Annotated in this window: 13 protein-coding genes, 1 tRNA gene and 1 pseudogene; 10 read left to right on the forward strand and 5 right to left on the reverse strand. The window is 65.0% G+C overall.

What is annotated here, in order from left to right:
• Positions 1–68: 68 nt before the first annotated feature.
• The 5 genes from J3489_RS12785 to J3489_RS12805 all read left to right on the forward strand — a co-directional run bounded on the left by J3489_RS12785 (position 69) and on the right by J3489_RS12805 (position 4,178).
• Positions 69–1,625 (forward strand): protein adenylyltransferase SelO, encoded by a 1,557-nt coding sequence (locus J3489_RS12785; protein ID WP_206998456.1) that lies wholly within the window; start codon positions 69–71, stop codon positions 1,623–1,625.
• Positions 1,626–1,883: 258 nt separating this feature from the next.
• Positions 1,884–2,312 carry a peptide-methionine (R)-S-oxide reductase MsrB gene (gene msrB / locus J3489_RS12790; protein WP_206998458.1) on the forward strand — a complete coding sequence of 143 codons (429 nt, stop codon included), beginning with the start codon at positions 1,884–1,886 and terminating at the stop codon, positions 2,310–2,312.
• A 183-nt stretch (positions 2,313–2,495) separates the two neighbouring features.
• Positions 2,496–3,026 (forward strand): septation protein A, encoded by a 531-nt coding sequence (locus tag J3489_RS12795; RefSeq protein WP_206998460.1) that lies wholly within the window; start codon positions 2,496–2,498, stop codon positions 3,024–3,026.
• A 3-nt stretch (positions 3,027–3,029) separates the two neighbouring features.
• Positions 3,030–3,341 carry a BolA family protein gene (locus tag J3489_RS12800; RefSeq protein WP_206998462.1) on the forward strand — a complete coding sequence of 104 codons (312 nt, stop codon included), beginning with the start codon at positions 3,030–3,032 and terminating at the stop codon, positions 3,339–3,341.
• Between the two features lie 57 nt (positions 3,342–3,398).
• Positions 3,399–4,178, forward strand: coding sequence for a peptidylprolyl isomerase (locus tag J3489_RS12805; RefSeq protein ID WP_206998464.1), 780 nt, complete (start codon positions 3,399–3,401; stop codon positions 4,176–4,178).
• 96 nt (positions 4,179–4,274) lie between these two features.
• Here J3489_RS12805 and purL read toward each other — a convergent pair whose 3' ends face one another.
• Positions 4,275–8,363, reverse strand: a complete 4,089-nt coding sequence (gene purL / locus J3489_RS12810; RefSeq protein ID WP_206998466.1) for a phosphoribosylformylglycinamidine synthase — start codon at positions 8,361–8,363, stop codon at positions 4,275–4,277.
• A 377-nt stretch (positions 8,364–8,740) separates the two neighbouring features.
• On the opposite strand from purL, the gene J3489_RS12815 reads away from it, so the two are divergent.
• The 3 genes from J3489_RS12815 to pgi all read left to right on the forward strand — a co-directional run bounded on the left by J3489_RS12815 (position 8,741) and on the right by pgi (position 13,662).
• On the forward strand, positions 8,741–10,042 hold the full coding sequence (locus J3489_RS12815) for an FAD-dependent oxidoreductase (RefSeq protein WP_206998468.1): 1,302 nt from the start codon (positions 8,741–8,743) through the stop codon (positions 10,040–10,042).
• A gap of 124 nt (positions 10,043–10,166) precedes the next feature.
• A complete protein-coding gene (locus J3489_RS12820) occupies positions 10,167–11,759 on the forward strand; it encodes an NAD(P)H-hydrate dehydratase (RefSeq protein ID WP_242539972.1) in 1,593 nt (530 codons plus the stop codon).
• 280 nt (positions 11,760–12,039) lie between these two features.
• Positions 12,040–13,662, forward strand: a complete 1,623-nt coding sequence (gene pgi / locus J3489_RS12825) for a glucose-6-phosphate isomerase (protein WP_206998472.1) — start codon at positions 12,040–12,042, stop codon at positions 13,660–13,662.
• Positions 13,663–13,730: 68 nt separating this feature from the next.
• On the opposite strand, the gene J3489_RS12830 is transcribed toward pgi, so the two are convergent.
• Complete coding sequence (locus J3489_RS12830; protein WP_206998474.1) at positions 13,731–14,417, reverse strand: ABC transporter ATP-binding protein; 687 nt, start codon at positions 14,415–14,417, stop codon at positions 13,731–13,733.
• Between J3489_RS12830 and J3489_RS12835 the strand changes: the two genes are divergently transcribed.
• Positions 14,416–15,120 (forward strand): arylesterase, encoded by a 705-nt coding sequence (locus J3489_RS12835; RefSeq protein ID WP_206998476.1) that lies wholly within the window; start codon positions 14,416–14,418, stop codon positions 15,118–15,120. The two genes, J3489_RS12830 and J3489_RS12835, sit on opposite strands and share 2 nt — an antisense overlap.
• A gap of 126 nt (positions 15,121–15,246) precedes the next feature.
• Complete coding sequence (locus tag J3489_RS12840; RefSeq protein ID WP_206998478.1) at positions 15,247–15,588, forward strand: hypothetical protein; 342 nt, start codon at positions 15,247–15,249, stop codon at positions 15,586–15,588.
• Positions 15,589–15,709: 121 nt separating this feature from the next.
• Here the strand turns inward: J3489_RS12840 and J3489_RS12845 are convergent, their stop codons facing one another.
• The 3 genes and pseudogenes from J3489_RS12845 to J3489_RS12855 all read right to left on the reverse strand — a co-directional run.
• Positions 15,710–17,641, reverse strand: coding sequence for a SurA N-terminal domain-containing protein (locus tag J3489_RS12845; RefSeq protein ID WP_206998480.1), 1,932 nt, complete (start codon positions 17,639–17,641; stop codon positions 15,710–15,712).
• Between the two features lie 87 nt (positions 17,642–17,728).
• Positions 17,729–17,805, reverse strand: a tRNA-Asp gene (locus tag J3489_RS12850).
• Between the two features lie 432 nt (positions 17,806–18,237).
• Positions 18,238–18,594 (reverse strand): annotated as a pseudogene (locus J3489_RS12855) (transposase); the annotation flags it as partial.
• Positions 18,595–19,028: the final 434 nt, after the last annotated feature.

Genomic DNA, 19,028 nt, shown 5'->3' on the forward strand with positions numbered 1-19,028 from the left:
CTGGCGGCCGCCTCCAGCGCGCCGGCGGGCGCGGACTTACAATATCGGCTAATTCCGAGGCGCTCAACATGTCGTTTTCCCCAAGCAGTACCGAGCTGTCGGAGCGGATGTCGTCGGTCGCGGACGCGATCGGCAACACGCGCGACGGCTCGTTCGCCCAGCTCGGCACCGCCTTCCTGACCCGCCTGCCGGCGGCACCGCTCACCGCGCCCTATGTGGTCGGCTTCTCGGCCGACGCCGCGCGCATGCTCGGCTTCGATCCGTCGGTCGCCAACGACCCCGCGTTCGCCGATTTCTTCTGCGGCAACACCACGCGCGAGTGGCCGTCGCAGGCGCTGCCTTACGCCTCCGTCTATTCAGGGCACCAGTTCGGCGTCTGGGCCGGCCAGCTCGGCGACGGACGCGCGCTCGGGCTCGGCGAAGTCGAGCGCGGCGGCGAGCGCTACGAACTGCAGTTGAAAGGCAGCGGACGCACGCCCTATTCGCGCATGGGCGACGGGCGCGCGGTATTGCGCTCGTCGATTCGCGAATTCCTCTGCTCGGAGGCGATGCACCATCTCGGCATACCGACGACGCGCGCACTCTGCGTGATCGGCTCCGACCAGCCGGTGCGCCGCGAGGAGATCGAGACGGCGGCGGTCGTCACGCGCGTCGCGCCGAGCTTCGTTCGCTTCGGCCATTTCGAGCACTTCTATTCGAACGATCGCGCCGATGCGCTGCAGGCGCTCGCCGATCACGTGATCGACCGCTTCTTTCCGCAATGCCGCGAGGCGGACGACCCCTACCTCGCGCTCCTGAGCGAAAGCGTTTTGCGTACCGCAGATCTGATCGCGCAATGGCAGGCGGTCGGCTTTTGTCACGGCGTGATGAACACGGACAACATGTCGATTCTCGGCGTCACGATCGACTACGGTCCGTTCGGCTTCATCGACGGGTTCGACGCGAACCACATCTGCAATCACTCCGACACCTCCGGCCGTTACGCGTACCGGATGCAGCCGCAGATCGCGTATTGGAACTGCTTCTGCCTCGCGCAGGCGCTGCTGCCGCTCTTCGGCGCGCGCTACGACGAAGCGGCGCGCGGCGAGCGCTCGGTCGAAGACGCGCAGCGCGTGCTCGAAGGGTACAAGGATCGCTTCGCCCCGGCGCTCGAGCAGCGCTTGCGCGCCAAGCTCGGCCTCGAGACCGAGCGGCCCGGTGACGATGCGCTCGCCAACAAGCTGCTCGAAATCATGCACGCGAACCGCGCGGACTTCACACTGACGTTCCGCCATCTGTCGCGCATGTCGAAACACGATGCGAGCGGCGACGCGGCGGCGCGCGACCTGTTCCTCGACCGCGCCGCATTCGATCTCTGGGCGAACGACTATCGCGCGCGGCTGTCCGGCGAAACACGCGGCGACGCCGCGCGGCGCGAAGCAATGAACCGCGTGAATCCGAAGTACGTGCTGCGCAATCACCTTGCCGAGACGGCGATCCGACGCGCGAAGGAAAAGGACTTTTCGGAGGTCGAGCGGCTCGCGGCCGTGCTGCGCCATCCGTTCGACGAACAACCGGACAACGAGGCCTACGCCGCGTTGCCACCCGACTGGGCCGGCTCGCTCGAGGTCAGTTGCTCGTCATGATGCCTCTTGTCCCCAATCCCCCAAGGGGACTTCCTGCGGGGCGGGGGACTTCCTGCGCCCCGAAGGAAGTGGCCTTGGGCCGCGGGACGGGGGACTTCCTTCGGGGCGCCGGACAGCCCCAAGCGACGCGCCCCCGCAACCGGAATCGAAACCGAATTTCCAGCTGACACGTACATACGAACTTGACTTGGCGCCGCATCGCAGGGCCGTTTCCTGACGCCCCACCGCGACGCCTCATCCCACGGAGACAACCCGACCATGAACCGCCCCCTCGACGACGATCAGGCCAAGCAACCGCATCAGGCGCAAAAAACCGACGCCGAATACCGCAGCCAGCTCTCCGACATCGAATACCAGGTGACCCGCCACGCCCACACCGAACATCCGTTTACCGGCCGCTACTGGGACCACTGGGACCGCGGCATCTACGACTGCGTCTGCTGCGGCACGCCGCTCTTCGAATCGGACACCAAGTTCGACGCCGGCTGCGGCTGGCCAAGCTACTTCAAGCCGATCAACGGCGAAGTGATCGAAGAACTCACCGACCGCTCGCACGGCATGCTGCGCATCGAAGTCCGCTGCAAGCACTGCGGCGCGCATCTCGGCCATGTTTTCGAGGACGGTCCCGCCCCGACCGGCCTTCGGTACTGCATCAACTCGGCTGCGCTACAATTCGACCCCAAGTAACGTAGCGCGCCCGGTTCGGCGGCCGGCGGACAGAGGGCCCCGCGCCGCTCGATCCCGCCGTTCGAAAGACACGCGGCAGCGGATGCCGGCACGAACGCTGCCGCCTTTGCCGAGGCTACGCCCCAAGGTCCTCCGCGGTGCTTGCTTGGAAGCAAGCGCCGCTCATCGACGTTCCGACTATCAATGAAATTTCTGTTCGATCTGTTCCCGATCATCCTGTTTTTCGTCGCGTTCAAGCTGTGGGGGATCTTCACCGCCACCGCCGTGGCGATCGTCGCCACGTTGCTCCAGGTGGCGTGGGTCGCGTTCCGGCACCGCAAGGTGGACACGATGCTTTGGGTGAGCCTGGGCGTGATCGTCGTGTTCGGCGGCGCGACGCTCGTGCTTCACAACCAGAAATTCATCCAATGGAAGCCGACCGCGCTCTATTGGCTCTTCGCGGCCGGCTTGATCGTCGCGCGCTTCGCGTTCCAGAAGAACCTGATCGAGAAGATGATGGGCAAGCAGCTCAAGCTGCCCGGCGAGGTCTGGGACAAGCTTAACGTTGCGTGGGCGCTCTTCTTCGTCGCGCTCGGCGTGGCGAACCTGTATGTCGTCGCCAATTTCACCGAATCGCAGTGGGTCAACTTCAAGCTGTTCGGCACGACGGGCGCGATGGTCGTGTTCATCGTCGCGCAGAGCCTGTGGCTCGCGAAGTATTTGAAGGAAGAGTGACCGATGAGCGACTTTCTGAACGCGACGCCCGCCGAGCGCATCGCGCTAATCGAAACGACATTGACGGCCGCCCTCGCGCCGGATTCCATCAGCGTGCGCGATGACAGCGCGCAGCACGCCGGCCACGCGGGAGCCTCGGCCGGCGGCCACTACACGGTGACGATCGTCGCGGCGGCGTTTGCCGGCAAAGCCCGCGTGGCGCGGCACCGCATGGTGTATGATGCGCTGGCCGATGCCATGCAGCGCGGCATCCATGCGCTTGCCATCATGGCTTACACGCCCGAGGAATTTGCAACGCGGTCCTCGACGCCGTAGATGCCGTCCCCGATATTGCTCGCTCAGTCGCCCCATTAGGAACGTTAGGAACTTCCGATGACCTTGAAGAAATCCCAGCTCTGGGTACTGCTTGCCGCCTTCGCGGCTGCACCAGCTTTCGCACAGAATATCGCCGTCGTAAACGGCACGCCGATCCCCAAATCGCGCGCCGATGCGCTCGTCAGCCAGCTCGTGAAGCAGGGCCAGCAAGACTCGCCGCAGCTGCAGCAGGCCGTGCGCGAGGAACTGGTCAACCGCGAAATCCTGATGCAGGAAGCGATCCGCGAAGGCGTTCCGGCACAACCGGACGTCAAGGCGCAAGTGGCGGTTGCCCAGCAGACGGTCGTGCTGCGCGCGCTGATCGAGAAATTCGTGAAGGACAACCAGCCAAGCGACGCGGAAGTCAAAACACGCTATGACGATCTCGTGAAGCAAGCCGGGGGCCGCGAATATCATCTGCACCACATCCTCGTCGACAACGAGCAGCAAGCGCAGGACCTGATCGCGAAGATCAAGGCCGGCGCGAGCTTCGAGGACCTCGCGAAGCAATATTCGAAGGACCCGGGCTCGGGCAAGAACGGCGGCGACCTCGACTGGGCGAACCCGAATTCCTACGTGCCGGAATTCGCGGCCGCGGCGGAAAAGCTGCAAAAAGGCCAGATGACCGACCAGCCGGTGCACACGCAGTTCGGCTGGCACATCATCCGAGTCGACGACATTCGCGACATCGCTCCGCCGCCGCTCGATTCGGTCAAGACACAAATCGTCCAGCAGATTCAGCAGGAAAAGCTGCAAGCGTTCGAAGAAGGCCTGCGCAAGCAGGCGAAGATTCAGTAGCGCACGTTGCTTGGATTAAAAAAATGCCACCCGAGGGTGGCATTTTTTATGTCGGCCGGCGTAAGTGCTTCAGCACTTACTCGGGCCCTACACCCCTCATCCGATCCAGCGGCGCGCGTTCTGGAACGCTCGCATCCACGGGCTCGCATCGCCCCAGCCTTCCGGATGCCAGCTCATCTGCAGCGTGCGATGCACGCGCTCCATATGCGGCATCAGCACGCTGAAGCGGCCGTCCGGCGTCGTTACCGACGTAATGCCTGCCGGCGACCCATTCGGATTGAACGGATAGCGTTCGGTCGCTTGGCCGCGATGGTCGATAAAGCGCATCGCGACGTCGACGCGCGCCGCATCGCCCTGCTGCGAGAAGTCGGCGAAGCCTTCGCCGTGCGCGATCGCGACCGGTATGCGCGAGCCTTCCATTCCGGCAAAGAAAATCGACGGCGATTTCTGGACTTCGACGAACGAGAAGCGCGCCTCGAACTGCTCGGATTTGTTGCGCGTGAACTTCGGCCACGCTTCTGCGCCCGGGATGATCGACGCGAGGCTGCTCATCATCTGGCAGCCGTTGCAGATGCCGAGCGCGAACGTGTCCTTGCGGTCGAAGAAGGCGGCGAACATGTCCGCGAGCATCGGGTTGAAGCGGATCGTCTTCGCCCAGCCCTCGCCCGCACCCAGCACGTCGCCGTACGAGAAGCCGCCGCACGCAACCGCGCCAGCGAAGTCGGCGAGCGTCGCGCGGCCCGACAGCAGGTCGCTCATGTGCACGTCGTGCGCGTCGAAGCCGGCGCGGTCGAACGCGTACGCCGCCTCCAGGTGCGAGTTCACGCCTTGCTCACGCAGGATCGCCACGCGGGGGCGTGCGCCCTTGCTGACGCCCCGAAGGAAGTCCCCTTGGGGGACATACGGCGCCGCGACGTCGTCGCTCACGTCGAACGTGAGATGCGGCGAAATGCCGGGGTCGTCCGCTTCGAGCAACGCGTCGTATTCCGAGTCGGCGCATGCGGGGTTGTCGCGCAGGCGTGCAATGCGCCAGCTCACCTCGCTCCACGCGCGATGTAGTTCCGTGCGCGGCGCTTCGTAGATCTTCTTTGCGTCGCGGTAGATTTCGATCGCATCACGCTCGTTCAGCTTGCCGATCACGTGCGAGCAGGCGCCCAAGCCGTGCTTGCGCAGCACACCGAGCACCGCGTCGCGGTCCGCTGCGCGCACCTGGACGACTGCCCCCAGCTCCTCGCAGAAGAGCGCGCGGATCGTCAGGTCTTCACGGCGGCCGCTCGTCTGCTTAGCCCAGTCTTTCGCGTCGCCGTAGTCGAACTCGTGCTGCGAATCGAGCGTGAGCATGTCGACGTTGAGCGACACGCCGACGTGCCCCGCAAACGCCATCTCGCAGACCGTCGCCCACAGGCCGCCGTCCGAACGGTCGTGATAGGCGAGCAGCTTGCCATCCGCGTTGAGCGCCTGGATCGCGGCAAAGAAGCGCTTGAGGTCCTCGGGATCGTCGACATCCGGCACGCTGTCGCCGACCTGCTGCGTCACCTGCGCGAGAATGCTGCCGCCCAAGCGATGCTTGCCGCGGCCGAGGTCGATCGCGATCAGCGTCGTATCGCCTGCTTCGCTCGCGCGCTGCAATTGCGGCGTCAAATGACGGCGGACGTCCTCCACCGGCGCGAACGCGGAGATGATCAGCGACACGGGCGCGACGACCTCTTTCGCGACGCCGCGATCGTCCCACTTCGTCTTCATCGACAGCGAATCCTTGCCGACCGGAATGCTGATGCCGAGCGCCGGGCACAGCTCCATGCCGATCGCCTTGACTGTGTCGAAGAGCGCGGCGTCTTCGCCGGCGCTGCCGCACGCGGCCATCCAGTTCGCCGACAGCTTCAGCTTGTCGAGCGAAGCGATCGGCGCCGACGCGATGTTCGTCACCGCCTCGCCGATCGCCATGCGGCCCGACGCCGGCGCGTCGATGACCGCGAGCGGCGTGCGCTCGGCCATCGTCATCGCTTCGCCGCGGAAACCGGCATAGTCGGCGGCCGTGATCGCGCAATCCGCAACCGGCACCTGCCACGGGCCGACCATCTGGTCGCGTGCGGTCGTGCCGCCGACCGAACGGTCGCCGATCGTGATCAGGAACGACTTGCTCGCGACGGTCGGGTGCTTCAACACAGAAACCGCGAGTTCCGCCAGCGCGAGGCCCGTCACGTCAACCGGCTCACGCTCGGCCACGACGCGCGTCACATCGCGATGCATACGCGGCGGCTTGCCGAGCAGCACGTCCATCGGCATGTCGACGGGTTCCTGCTTGCCCTCGGCGCCGGCATCGATCAATTGCAACCGCTGCGCGTCGGTCGCGACGCCCACGACCGCCAGCGGGCAGCGCTCGCGCTCGCAAATCGCTTCGAACATCGGCAGATCGGCGGGCGCAATCGCGAGCACGTAGCGCTCTTGCGCTTCGTTCGACCAGATCTCGCGCGGCGACAAACCGCTCTCTTCCAACTGAACCTTGCGCAACTCGAAGCGCGCGCCCTTGTTGGCCCCGTCGACGAGTTCCGGGAACGCGTTCGACAGGCCGCCCGCGCCGACGTCGTGGATGCTCAGAATCGGATTCTTGTCGCCGAGTTGCCAGCACGAGTTGATCACCTCCTGCGCGCGCCGCTCGATTTCCGGGTTGCCGCGCTGGACCGAATCGAAGTCGAGTTCGGCGGTGTTCGCGCCGGTCGCCATCGAGCTCGCGGCGCCGCCGCCCATGCCGATGCGCATTCCGGGGCCGCCGATCTGGATCAAGAGCGAGCCGGCCGGCAGGTCGTGCTTGTGCGTGTGCTGGTCGGAGATATTGCCGATGCCGCCCGCGATCATGATCGGCTTGTGATAGCCGCGCACCTGGCCGCCGACGTTCTGTTCGTAGACGCGGAAATAGCCGCCGAGATTCGGCCGGCCGAATTCGTTGTTGAACGCGGCGCCGCCGAGCGGGCCGTCGATCATGATTTGCAGCGGCGATGCGATGCGATCCGGGCGGCCATACGCGTCGTGCTGGTCCGAAGGATTGCGCTGCGCCGGCGGGACCGCCGCGTCGCGCGCGTTTTCCCACGCTTCGCGCGCGTCGGGCAGTTCGAGGTTTGACACGGAGAAGCCCGTCAGACCCGCCTTGGGACGCGCACCGCGGCCCGTCGCGCCCTCGTCGCGGATCTCGCCGCCCGCGCCCGTTGCAGCGCCCGGGAACGGCGAAATCGCGGTCGGGTGATTGTGCGTCTCGACCTTCATCAACGTGTGGGTGAGCTCGACGTGACGGCCATAGCGCTCGCCGGGCTCGCCCGCCGCCCCCTCACGGCGCGGGAACCACCGCTCCGCCATGCCGCCCGCCATGATCGCCGAGTTGTCCGAATAGGCGACGATCGTGCCATGCGGGTTCAGCTTCTCGGTGTTCTTGATCATTTGGAACAGTGAGATGCCCTGCGGCTCGCCATCGATCGTCCATTGCGCGTTGAAGATCTTGTGGCGGCAATGCTCGCTGTTGGCCTGCGCGAACATCATCAGTTCGACGTCGGTCGGATTGCGGCCGAGCTTGCCGAACGCGTCGACCAGGTAGTCGATCTCGTCGTCCGCAAGCGCGAGGCCGAGGCCGGTATTCGCCGCTTCGAGCGCGCCGCGGCCGTGCGCGAGGATATCGACGGTCGAAAGCGGCTTGGCGGGCAGTTCGTCGAACAAGTGCTGGGCATCGTCGCGCGAACGCGCCACGCTTTCGGTCATGCGGTCGTGCAGCGCTGCCGACACTGCCGCGCGCGCTTCGTCGGTGAGGGCCTTCTTGCCGCCGAGCAGCCCGCTTTTCAGCGTGACCGTGTACTCGACGCCGCGCTCGATGCGGCGCACGTGGAGAAGACCGCAGTGACGGGCGATATCGGTCGCCTTGCTCGCCCACGGCGACACCGTGCCGAAGCGCGGCACCACCAGGAAGGTTTCACCTGTGCCGCGCTCGCTGCCCGCCTCGAACGGCGCGCTGTAGTGCATCAGCGCTTCGATCTTCGCGCTGTCTTCGCTCGTGAGCGTCTCGGACGAATTGACGAAGTGCAGATACTGGCCGCGAATGCCGACGATGTTGCTGTCGATTTTCGCAAGCGTGTCGAGAAGACGGGTTTGACGGAAATCGGAAAGGGCCGAAGCGCCGGGGAAACACGAGAAGTGGGCCATGGACAAGACGTGACGTCGATGAGTCGCGCGTGGGGCGACGTGAGGCGAAAGGAAGACCGAGATTATACCTGGAAGCGGCCCCCGAAAAGCCGGCCGAATGGCCTGGCGAGCGCGCCGCGGCGCGGTTTCCCCGGGTGGTTTCGAGCATGCTGGCGGCACGCCGGCACCGCATGCCGGCCCCAAAATTTCAACGCAATCGCCCCAGGCCGGGCGACGCTTGCGCGCCACGCCCGGCGCCGTCCGCGCGACCGGCCGGCCGCGTTTGGCGGTATCATGCACGGCTTCATCCGTCGGCGCGCAACCTCGCACTGCGCCGCACGTCACGCGAACACGGGAATCAGGAAGCGCTCCTCGCGCTTCTTCGCATCGAATCAATCATGGATGTCATTGTCATAGGCGGCGGGATCGTCGGGGTCGCCACCGCATATCAGCTGCGCGCGGCCGGCCACCGCGTGTGCGTCGTCGAGCGCCACGCGACCGTTGCGCAAGGCGCGACTTACGGTCACGGCGGCGCGATGCTGCCGACGCCGCTTGACGTCTGGTTCGGTCCGACCTTCATGCAAAGCCGGCGTGCACCGAAAAGCGGCATCGTGTTCAAGCCTGGTCTCAACTCGGGCGCGCGCCGCTTCGTGCGCCGGCTCGATCGACTGCAAGCGCCCGACGCGTTTCGCGAGCACTGCCTGCGCTTGAAGCCGCTCATCGACGCGTCGCGCGAGGCGATCGCCGACATCGAAAGCCGTTTCAAGCTCGAATTCGAACAGCAAAGCGGCGTGCTGCACGTGGTCCGCCATCAGCGCGAATGGGAGCAGTTGCAAAGCGCGCTCGACCTCCTGCGCGAATTCGAAATGCAGCACCACGTGCTGACGCCCGCCGAGTGCGCGGCCGTCGAGCACTCGGTGCCGACCGAGCCCGAATTCGCGGGCGGCGTGCTGTTCGAGACCGAGCGCACAGCGAACTGCCCGCTCTTCGCGAAGCTCGTCAAGCAGGTCCTCGACGAGAACGGCGGCGTCGAATTCAAGTTCGGCCGCGGCGTCGCGGCGATCCGCGTCGACAATCAGCGCGCGGCCGTCGAGCTCGCGCCGCGCGAAGGCGACTCGCCGCGCTCCCGCGAAGTCGACGTGATCGCGGCGGACGCGATCGTCGTCGCCGCCGGCGCGGGCAGCCTGCCGCTCGTCGAGCGGCTCGGCCTCGATCTGCCGCTCCATCCGTTGCGGCTGCACGCGCTGACCGCGCCGATCGCCTACGAAGAACGCGCGCCGCATCTGGCGGTTGTCGACGCGATCAAGCGCATCACGATGTCGCGCATGAATCAGCGCATGCGCATCGCGGGCGGCGCCGTGCTGCAAGGCGTGCGCGAGAGCGCCAAACCGCTTGCCGAACCGCTGAAGAAAGCGGCATTGACGCTGCTCGGCCAGGCTACCCACGACTGGATTCCCGGCGCCGCGAAAATCTCGGCGGCGCTGGCCTGGGAAGGCGTGAAGCTGCTCTCGCCGGACGGCCTGCCGGTGGTCGGACAGGCCCTGCATCCGCGGCTTTTCGTCAATTTCGGCCACGGGCCGGCCGGCTGGGGGCTCGCGTGCGGGTCTGCTAAAGTGGTGGCAGATCTTGTCTCCGGCAACGCGCCGAGCGTGCCGCCCGATACGCTCGCGGCGCTCCGCCCCGATCGCTTCGCGAGCTGACAGCGCGGTTTCGGCGGCGGCACGGCTCGCGGACCTCAAGCATCAACCGGGTCTGGGGGCCTTGCGCCATCTGCGCAGAGCCGGCGGCATTCTTCGCATGTGCACCCGCTTGGCGCCGCCCGACATGACCGCTACCGCTCCGCTTGAATCGGCTTCACCGCCGCTCCTCCTCTCCCCTCACGACCGGCCGCTGCCGCTCCATACCGTCGCCGAACTGCGCGCGCTCGAAAATGAAGCCGAAGCGGCGCTTCCCGCGCACACGCTGATGGCGCGCGCCGGCGCGGCCGCGGCGCGCTTTCTCGCCGATCGCGCCACGCACGACGGTTCGTCGGCAGAAAACCGCCCCATCTGGATCGTCGCCGGGCCGGGCAACAACGGCGGCGACGCGCTCGTCGCCGCGGCCGAACTGCATCGCGCGGGCATCGCCGTCGAAGTGTGCATGCCCGTCGAAGTCAAACCGGACGACGCGCGCTGGGCGCTCGGCGTTGCGCGCGCGGCAGGCGTGACGATTTCGGCGGTGCCGCCGGCGTCTTTCGACGCTTATGGCTGGCTCGTCGACGGGATGTTCGGCATCGGCCTGGCGCGGCCGCTCGAAGGCGTGTTCGCGGAAGTCGCCGCCCGGCTGAGCGAACGTTCGCGCAATTCCGGACGCGTGCTCGCACTCGACGTGCCGAGCGGCCTCGACAGCGACACCGGCAACGCAGTCGGCCCAGGCGCGGTCGTAACGGCCACCGAAACCATCACCTTCATCGGCGCGAAGCCCGGGCTCTACACGGCGTCAGGCCGTGATCTCGCGGGCGCCGTGACGGTGGCGCCGATCGGCATCGCTGTCGACATGAACACGGCCGCGCGCGGCCCGATTCGCCTGAATGCGCCAGCGCTCTTCGCCCCCTGCTTCCCCGCCCGCTCGCACGCCACCCACAAGGGCACGTTCGGCAGCCTGGCGGTTGTCGGCGGCGACACCGGCATGTGCGGCGCGCCGATCCTCGCCGCGCGCGCCGCGCTCCATGCCGGCGCGGGCAAGGTGCATGTCGCGTTCATCGGCGCCGGCGGCCCGGCATACGATCCGCCGCATCCGGAGCTGATGCTGCACGCGGCCGACGACCTGCCGCTCGACGCCATGGACGCCCTCGCGATCGGCTGCGGCATGGGCGGCACGCCGCTCGCGGCCGGCACGCTGCGCCGTGCGCTGCGGGTCGGCGTACCGAAGCTCATCGATGCCGACGCATTGAACCTCATCGCCTGCGACCCGGCGCTGGCGGCTGAAGTCGCCGCGCGCGGCATTGCCGGCGACATCTGCGTGCTGACGCCGCATCCGCTCGAAGCGGCGCGCTTGCTCGGCTGCGATGCCGCGACGATCCAAAAAGACCGGCTCGCTGCCGCGCGCACGCTCGCCGCGCGCCTTTCGAGCGTGATCGTGCTCAAAGGCGCGGGCACGGTGATCGCCGCGCCGGACGGCCGCGTGGCGATCAATCCGACCGGCAGCGCGGCGCTGGCCACGGGGGGGACGGGCGACGTGCTCGGCGGCATCATCGGCGCGCTGCTCGCGCAACGGCTGCCGCGCTACGAGGCGGCGCTCGCCGGCGTCTATCTGCACGGCCTTGCCGCCGAGACCCTGACCGAACGCGGCCACGGCCCGGCGGGCCTGACCGCGGGCGAACTGGCGCCGGTCGTGCGCGCATTGCTCAATCGACTGATCTACCCGCCGCGCGCGTGACGATCGCCTTGCATGCAGCGGCACAGCGCATGCCGCACACGCGAAGCCCGCGCCGTTCACGATCCAGGCATACGCGCTGACATGCGACGCCGCTATACTGACCGCCTGCGCCGTACATCGACCGCGTCCCGAGCCCGAGCTTCGGCCGCACGATCAATCCAAGCACGGGCACGTGCGTGGCGCGACCGTGCGCGGCGCAGCGCTGCTTCACGACGACGGACCGCGTGCCGAGCCTGATGCGCGGCCCTCCCTTCGAGCCCCTTCGTAAGACGGACAGTTTATGACGCTGAATACGCTTCCCTCCTGGTCCTCGCTGCAAGCACACTACGAACAGATCCGCGACGCGCGCCTGCGCGACTGGTTCGCGACCGGCCAGGATGTCTCCCCGACGCGCTCCGAACGGTTCACGTTCGAAGGCGCGGGCCTTGCCGCCGACTTTTCGAAGAACCGCATCACCGACGAAACCCTCCGCCTGCTCGTGGCGCTCGCGCGCGAAGCAGGCGTCGAGGCGCGCCGGGACGCGATGTTCGCCGGCGAAATCGTCAACCCGACCGAAGGCCGCGCGGCGCTCCACACCGCGCTGCGCGCGACGAGCGCGAGCGCGCCGTTCCACGCGGAAGTCGCCGCCGAGCGCGCGAAGATGGCCGCGTTCGCGAACCCGGTGCGCGACGGCCGCTGGACCGGCTACACCGGCAAGCGCATTCGGCACGTCGTCAACATCGGCATCGGCGGCTCGGACCTCGGGCCGAAGATGGTCGTGCACGCACTGCATCACCTCGCGACGCCCGAGATCACCACGCACTTCGTCTCGAACGTCGACGGCGCCGATCTCGCACGCGTGCTCGAACAGGTCGATCCGGAAGAGACGCTCGCGATCATCGTCTCGAAGACCTTCACGACGCTCGAAACGATGACCAACGCGCGCTCGCTGCGCGACTGGTTCATCGCCAAAGGCTGCCCGGAAAGCGCGCTCGCGAAGCACTTCGTCGGCGTATCGGCGAACCCCGCCGAGGTCGTCAAGTTCGGCATCGCGAGAGAAAACGTGTTCGAAATGTGGGACTGGGTCGGCGGACGCTATTCGCTGTGGTCGGCGGTTGGCCTGTCGATCATGATCGCGATCGGCCCCGATCAGTTCGACGCGCTGCTGGCCGGCGCCAACGCCATGGACGAGCACTTCAAGAGCGCGCCGCTCGAGCGCAACCTGCCGGTGCTGATGGGCCTGGTCGGCATCTGGTATCGAAACTTCTTCGGTTCGCAGAGCTATCTGGTCGCGCCGTACTCGGAAGCGCTGCACTTCCTGCCGTCGTATTTGCAGCAGCTCGAGATGGAGAGCAACGGCAAGTCCGCACGGCTCGACGGTGCGTTCGTCGACTATCCGACGTCAGCCGTCACGTGGGGCGAGCCCGGCACGAACGGCCAGCATGCGTTCTTCCAGATGCTGCACCAGGGCCCGACGATCGTGCCGATCGACTTCATCGCCGTGCTCACGCCCGAACATCCGCTCGCAAGCCATCATCCGAAGCTGCTCGCGAACTGCTTTGCGCAAAGCGAAGCGCTGATGCTCGGGCGCACGATCGAGGAAGCGCAGCAGGTTGCAGACGCGGACAAGCCCGAACTCGTGCCCCACCTCGTCTTCCCCGGCAACCGTCCGACGACGACGCTGCTTCTCGAAGCCCTTACCGCCCGCTCGCTCGGCGCGCTGATCGCGCTCTACGAGCACAAGGTGCTCGTGCAGGCGTCGGTCTGGAACATCAACCCGTTCGATCAATGGGGCGTGGAGCTCGGGAAGATTCTCGGCAAGGTCGTCGAAGCGGATCTGACTGCCGCATCGGTCGACGAGAAGAAACACGATTCGTCGACTTCGGCGCTGATCGCGCGCGCTCGCGCGGCGCTCAAGCGCTGACTCGGGTCGACAGCGCGTCGCCCGTTTCGCGTCCGCGCTCGCCGAGCGCATCGTCTTGAGTCGAACGATCAAACAATGCGCCCGGCGTCGATCGTCACCGTCGTATCGCAGCGACGCGCCAGTTCGACATCGTGCGTCACCAGCACGAGCGTCGCACCGTTCGCCCGGTTCATCTTGAACATCAAGTCGATGACGGCGTGGCCGGTCGCGGCATCGAGACTGCCCGTCGGCTCGTCGGCAAAGAGAATCGCCGGATGCGTGACGAACGCGCGCGCGAGCGCCACGCGTTGCTGCTCTCCCCCCGACAACAGCTTCGGATAGTGCGTCGTCCGCTTCCCAAGGCCGACTTGCTCGAGCAACGCGCGCGCCTGCAACGACGCATCGCGCGCCGACATCCCGCTTTGCAATTCGAGCGGCAACATCACATTCTCGAGCGCCGTGAGATGCGGCATCAGCTGGAACGACTGAAACACGAAGCCGACCGAGCCGTTTCTCAAGGCCGCCCGCTCGTCTTCCGACAGTGTCGCCAGTTCATGGCCGAGCAGCCGAACCGAGCCCGACGTTGCACTGTCCAACCCCGCGAGCAAGCCGAGCAACGTCGACTTCCCCGAGCCCGACGCGCCGACGATCGCCACGCTGCTACCCGGCATGATCGACAAGTCGATATCATCGAGAATCGTCAGCTCGCCGGTGGCCTCCTTGACCCTCTTGGACAGACCCCGCACTTCAATGATCGGATCGGTATTTTTTAGCATGAAGAAGCGTCGATTGAATTTGCATCCCCGCTCATCGAGCAAGCGGCGTTCCGCGTGCCGCGCGTTGAGCGCCGTTTTCGCCGGCATCGCATTCGGCCCGGCAGCGGTGCATGCCGCGCTCGCCGCCCATGCCGCGCCCGCAAGGCCTGTGATCGTCGTGCTCGGCGACAGCATCTCGGCCGAATACGGGCTGCCGCGCGACACCGGCTGGGTGGCGCTGATGCGCCAGCGTCTTGCGGATGAGCGAATCGATTATAGCGTTGCGAACGCGAGCATCAGCGGCGACACCACGAGCGGCGGACGCGCCCGCATGCCCGAATTGATGGAGCGCCTGAAGCCTTCGATCGTGATCGTCGAGCTCGGCGCCAATGACGCACTGCGCGGTGTTCCGCTTTCGACGACCGAAGACAATTTGCGCACGATCATCGAACAGGCACGGCAAGGGCATGCGAAAGTCGTGTTGATCGGGATGTACGTCCCACCGAATTACGGACCGGACTATACGCAGAAGTTCCACGGCCTCTACGGCACGCTATCGAAAGAAATGCACGTACCGCTTGTACCGTTTCTGCTCGCCGGCATCGAGAACAAACCCGAAATGTTCCAAGCCGACCAGATTCACCCGGCGCAACAAGCCCAAACCGCGTTGCTGAATAACGTATGGCCGACACTCAAGCCACTGTTGCGCCCGGCGTCTCATTGAAAAAAATTACGAGACGCTAACACTTTGTTTCCAAATCGGAGGGAACATCGTTTTTCATTCGACGCTCTCACACTTTCGTGTGACTTGTTTCCTGCTCGAACGAGCATGTTTTAGAAAGGAGAAAGCGTGAAGAAATACCTCCCCCTCATCGCACTAGTCGCCGCAGCGTCCGCCTATGCTCAGTCGCCGTCCGGCATTCAATCTGTCGGACAAAGTCAGCAAGCCCCGCAGGCCGTCGCGCAATGCATCGCGAAGAAATGGGCCGACAATTCGCAGCAACAAGTGACTTCGCAAGCCATGCTCGCCAACAACATGGCAATGGACGTGTACGTTCCGGGTCAGCAACCGCCGTCGGGCGCAGCGGCCGTGGTTCGTCCTTCAAATAGCGGCAAGGGCACGTGGGTTGGCTTTCGCTCCGGCGGCGCCGCTGGCGGCGACGCAACAAATGCCATCAGCGCGTGCCTGTAAAGCCTGATCCGATTCTTTAACCGGCAATAAAAAAGGTTCTTCACGATCTAACGTGAAGAACCTTTTTTTCATATCGTGTCGCATTCGCAAGCGCCTCTAGCGAAGCGCTCGGAGCGGGACATTATTCGCCGGTGTTCTGCGAAGAGCCGAGATTGCCGTATAACTTGACCTTCGAGCGCGCGCGCAGCGAATCGACATACGCCTGCATCTCCCATTGCGCGTTTGACTGCGCAATCTGCTGCTGGGCAGCCGCGAGCTTTTGCGCATCGGTCGCAGGACCCGGCAGCACCGCGTTCACGCGATAGATCGCATAGCCATCAGCGCCGAGATCGACGCCGACATAGGTCGGCAGCTTCTGCGCGTCGGCCTTGAACACGGCGCCCAGCACAGCAGGCGGCACGCCTTGCGCGTCAGTGCGCGACACCTTCAACTCGGGCGAGAAACCGCCGGTCGATTTCGACTTCTGCAAGTCGGCGAGCTTCGCCGCGCCGTCCTTGCGCGCCATTTCCGCCGACTGTTCCGCGACGTACTTCTGCCGCACCGCGTCCTTGATCGTATCGAGCGCGGGCACCGCGGCCGGCTTGTAATCGATCACGCGCGCGGCGATCAACGTGCCGTTGCCGACGTCGATCGCTTGCGTGTTGTTCTTTTCCTTGACCGAATCGCTCGCGAACACGGCGGCGAGGAACTTCGCGTTGTTCAGCGGGCTATCCGGCGGCAACGTGGCGTTCGGCTTCGGCGTGACGGTCGCCGTCTGGATCGTCAGCTTGTACTTGTCCGCGGCGGGCTGCAGGCTTTTTGCCTGCTCGTAGACGGTCGACGTGAAACCGTCCGAGTTGTCCGCGAACGCCTTGGTAGCGAGCTGCGTCTTCAAATCCTTCGCGATGTCGTCCTTCACGGCGTCGAACGGCTTCGTTACGGACGGCTTGACGTCCGTCGCCTTCAAGATGAGGTAACCGACGTCGGTCGTCACCACATCGCTGACTTCATCCTTCTTCAGCTTGAATGCGGCATCGTCGAACGCGGCGCCGCCCGCCATCATCTTCGGCCCGAAATAACCGAGATCGCCGCCCTTCGCGGCCGACAGCGGATCTTGCGAATTCTGTTCGGCGATGTTCGCGAACTGGTCGGGATGCGCCTTGACTTCCGCGAGCAACGCATCGGCCTTTTGCTTGGCCTTTGCCTTTTCATCCGCGCTCGCGCTTTGCGGCGCCGAGATCAGGATCAGGCTCGCGCGCATCTGCGGCTGAGTCTGGTAATGGGCAATGTTGTCGTCGTAATACTTCTTCAAGTCGGCATCGGTCGGCTGAACGGACGCAGCGAGGGTCGACGGCGACAGCACGAGATACTGAATCGTCGCCGCTTCCGGCGTCGCGAAGTCGTTGCGGTGGCTGTCGTAGTACGACGCGAGTTGAGCGTCGGTCGGCTGCACCTTCGACGCATAATCGCTCGCGCGCAGCATCAGGCCCTGTACGGCGCGCTGCTGCGAAGCGATATCCGCCAGATGCTGAGCGAGGCGCTTCGGCGTGAATGCGCTCGCTTGAATGCTGTCCGGAATCTGCTCCATCGACAGACCGTAGCGCACCTGCTCGTCGTATTGCTCCGGCGTCATGCCTTGCGTCGCGAGCAATTGCTTGTAACGGTCGACGTCGATCGAACCGTCCGGCTTACGCAGCGACGAAACAACCGGATCGGCGAGCAGCGCGCGGCGCACGGCATCGTCGGACGCAGTCAGATGCTCGCGCTGCGCCTCGTCGGCGAGCGCGCGCTGCTGAATCAGGCTATCCAGAATCTCCTGCCGGCGCTCGGGCGTATCGATCATCTTCATGTCGAACTGCGCGCCGAGAATCTGCCGCGCCTGATCGATCTGCTGGTGGAACGTGTTGTCGTACTCGACCCGCGTGATCGCGCGTCCGTTGACACTCGCGACATTCGCGCTTTCGTCGAAGAACCCATGGAAACCTTGGATGCCCACGAAACCCAGCCCCGGCACGATGACGAGGATGAGCATGAACATCATCAGGCGCTTGTGATTGCGGAAGAAATCGAGCATACGGGAAGGAACGCGATTGACAAAACGCCCGATATTACAACAGCGGGCAGAAAAAAAGGCGAACCGAAGTTCGCCTTTTGAACTGTTTGGCGGAGTGGACGGGACTCGAACCCGCGACCCCCGGCGTGACAGGCCGGTATTCTAACCGACTGAACTACCACTCCTTGAACCTGCGCGCCGCGGTGCAACGTGGGCGATTCGCGCCTAGCTTTTTTGATTCAGGGCACCCGCTCGAGCAAACGAGGAGTATACGACGAAACGAGGGCTGCGTCGAAGCCTTTATGACGAAGCCTTTGTAAATTACCGGTCGCGCTTGTCCGGCAAAATGCCCGATTCGTGAACTGTGACCTGCTCCCCGTGAATAGTCCGGCGTTGATGTCGAGTCCGTTCCAAGGCGCGCGAGCGCCCCTACCCGCTTACGGATGGCAACGGGCTCGCTTTGAGAGTCGTGATCTCGTCCGCCAGCCCGTCCGCGAAGAAATCCTGATCGCTATCGCTGCTGAGATTGGCAAATGGCAGGTTCGCCGGCGACGGCTTGGGTGAAGGCTGATCGACAGCTTCTTCGGGCGTAGTATTGGAGGCCTTAAAACAATATCCCGCGTCAGGTCGTTGTCCTGCAGCAGACGGCGGAAATTTCGCAGCGCCGTGGCATCGGGCACCGACTCGTGCGAAAGGTCGATGCTCACGAAGTCGCGCAACGCCTGGCTGTCATACAGCGCGTCCTCCAGCGCCTCGTCGGCCAAGCCGTATCACTGCTGCAGACAGTACATGCGCAGCATCCTCGGCACCCCGACGGACTGTCGGCCCACTCGCCCACTCTTTGGGTACAGCGGCTCGATCACCGCAATCAGGCATGGCCACGACACGATGCGCTGCATCTCGCCGAGAAACTTCTCGCGCCACGTTTGCTTCTTCTTCATATACTCGACGCTCGCGAAGCTGCGTTGGTTCATGTCCGTAGAGTCATGGCCGCGTTGCCTTCAGCATGCATGCATGCATCGTGTAGCAGCAGTCAATTGATCAGTGAATCCTTAGCCATCACCCATCGATACTCGCCCGACAATAAGATTTGCGCGAAGCGACAGGTACATAGAAACAACCCTCGATGCATTACTTTCGGACTACGAAGAATATTTTACATTACCTTCATGATCGTCATCGGCGGCTCACGTGATAGCAAGGGACATAGCCAAATCTGACACGGGGGCGGTATGCCTGTCTGGAATAAGACATATTCCTGCGCAGCGTCTTCTGGTCGGAGGCGCTCGTGCCTAATACTGCAATATTCGACTTGATCCAACGTTCGGCGTTGTGCCCAAGCGCCCGCACACCTGTGATCCCGTCTGCTTGCATATCGGGCGGCGCATTCGCCAAACGAGTTGCGCTA

Source organism: Trinickia mobilis (assembly GCF_017315705.1).
In the GTDB taxonomy this organism is placed as follows: domain Bacteria; phylum Pseudomonadota; class Gammaproteobacteria; order Burkholderiales; family Burkholderiaceae; genus Trinickia_A; species Trinickia_A mobilis.

Excerpts from the sequence above, each read along its gene's own strand:
- J3489_RS12785 (WP_206998456.1), top strand. The coding sequence starts at position 69 with ATGTCGTTTTCCCCAAGCAGTACCGAGCTGTCGGAGCGGATGTCGTCG.
- msrB (WP_206998458.1), top strand. The coding sequence starts at position 1,884 with ATGAACCGCCCCCTCGACGACGATCAGGCCAAGCAACCGCATCAGGCG.
- J3489_RS12795 (WP_206998460.1), top strand. The coding sequence starts at position 2,496 with ATGAAATTTCTGTTCGATCTGTTCCCGATCATCCTGTTTTTCGTCGCG.
- J3489_RS12800 (WP_206998462.1), top strand. The coding sequence starts at position 3,030 with ATGAGCGACTTTCTGAACGCGACGCCCGCCGAGCGCATCGCGCTAATC.
- J3489_RS12805 (WP_206998464.1), top strand. The coding sequence starts at position 3,399 with ATGACCTTGAAGAAATCCCAGCTCTGGGTACTGCTTGCCGCCTTCGCG.
- purL (WP_206998466.1), bottom strand. The coding sequence starts at position 8,363 with ATGGCCCACTTCTCGTGTTTCCCCGGCGCTTCGGCCCTTTCCGATTTC.
- J3489_RS12815 (WP_206998468.1), top strand. The coding sequence starts at position 8,741 with ATGGATGTCATTGTCATAGGCGGCGGGATCGTCGGGGTCGCCACCGCA.
- J3489_RS12820 (WP_242539972.1), top strand. The coding sequence starts at position 10,167 with ATGACCGCTACCGCTCCGCTTGAATCGGCTTCACCGCCGCTCCTCCTC.
- pgi (WP_206998472.1), top strand. The coding sequence starts at position 12,040 with ATGACGCTGAATACGCTTCCCTCCTGGTCCTCGCTGCAAGCACACTAC.
- J3489_RS12835 (WP_206998476.1), top strand. The coding sequence starts at position 14,416 with ATGAAGAAGCGTCGATTGAATTTGCATCCCCGCTCATCGAGCAAGCGG.
- J3489_RS12830 (WP_206998474.1), bottom strand. The coding sequence starts at position 14,417 with ATGCTAAAAAATACCGATCCGATCATTGAAGTGCGGGGTCTGTCCAAG.
- J3489_RS12845 (WP_206998480.1), bottom strand. The coding sequence starts at position 17,641 with ATGCTCGATTTCTTCCGCAATCACAAGCGCCTGATGATGTTCATGCTC.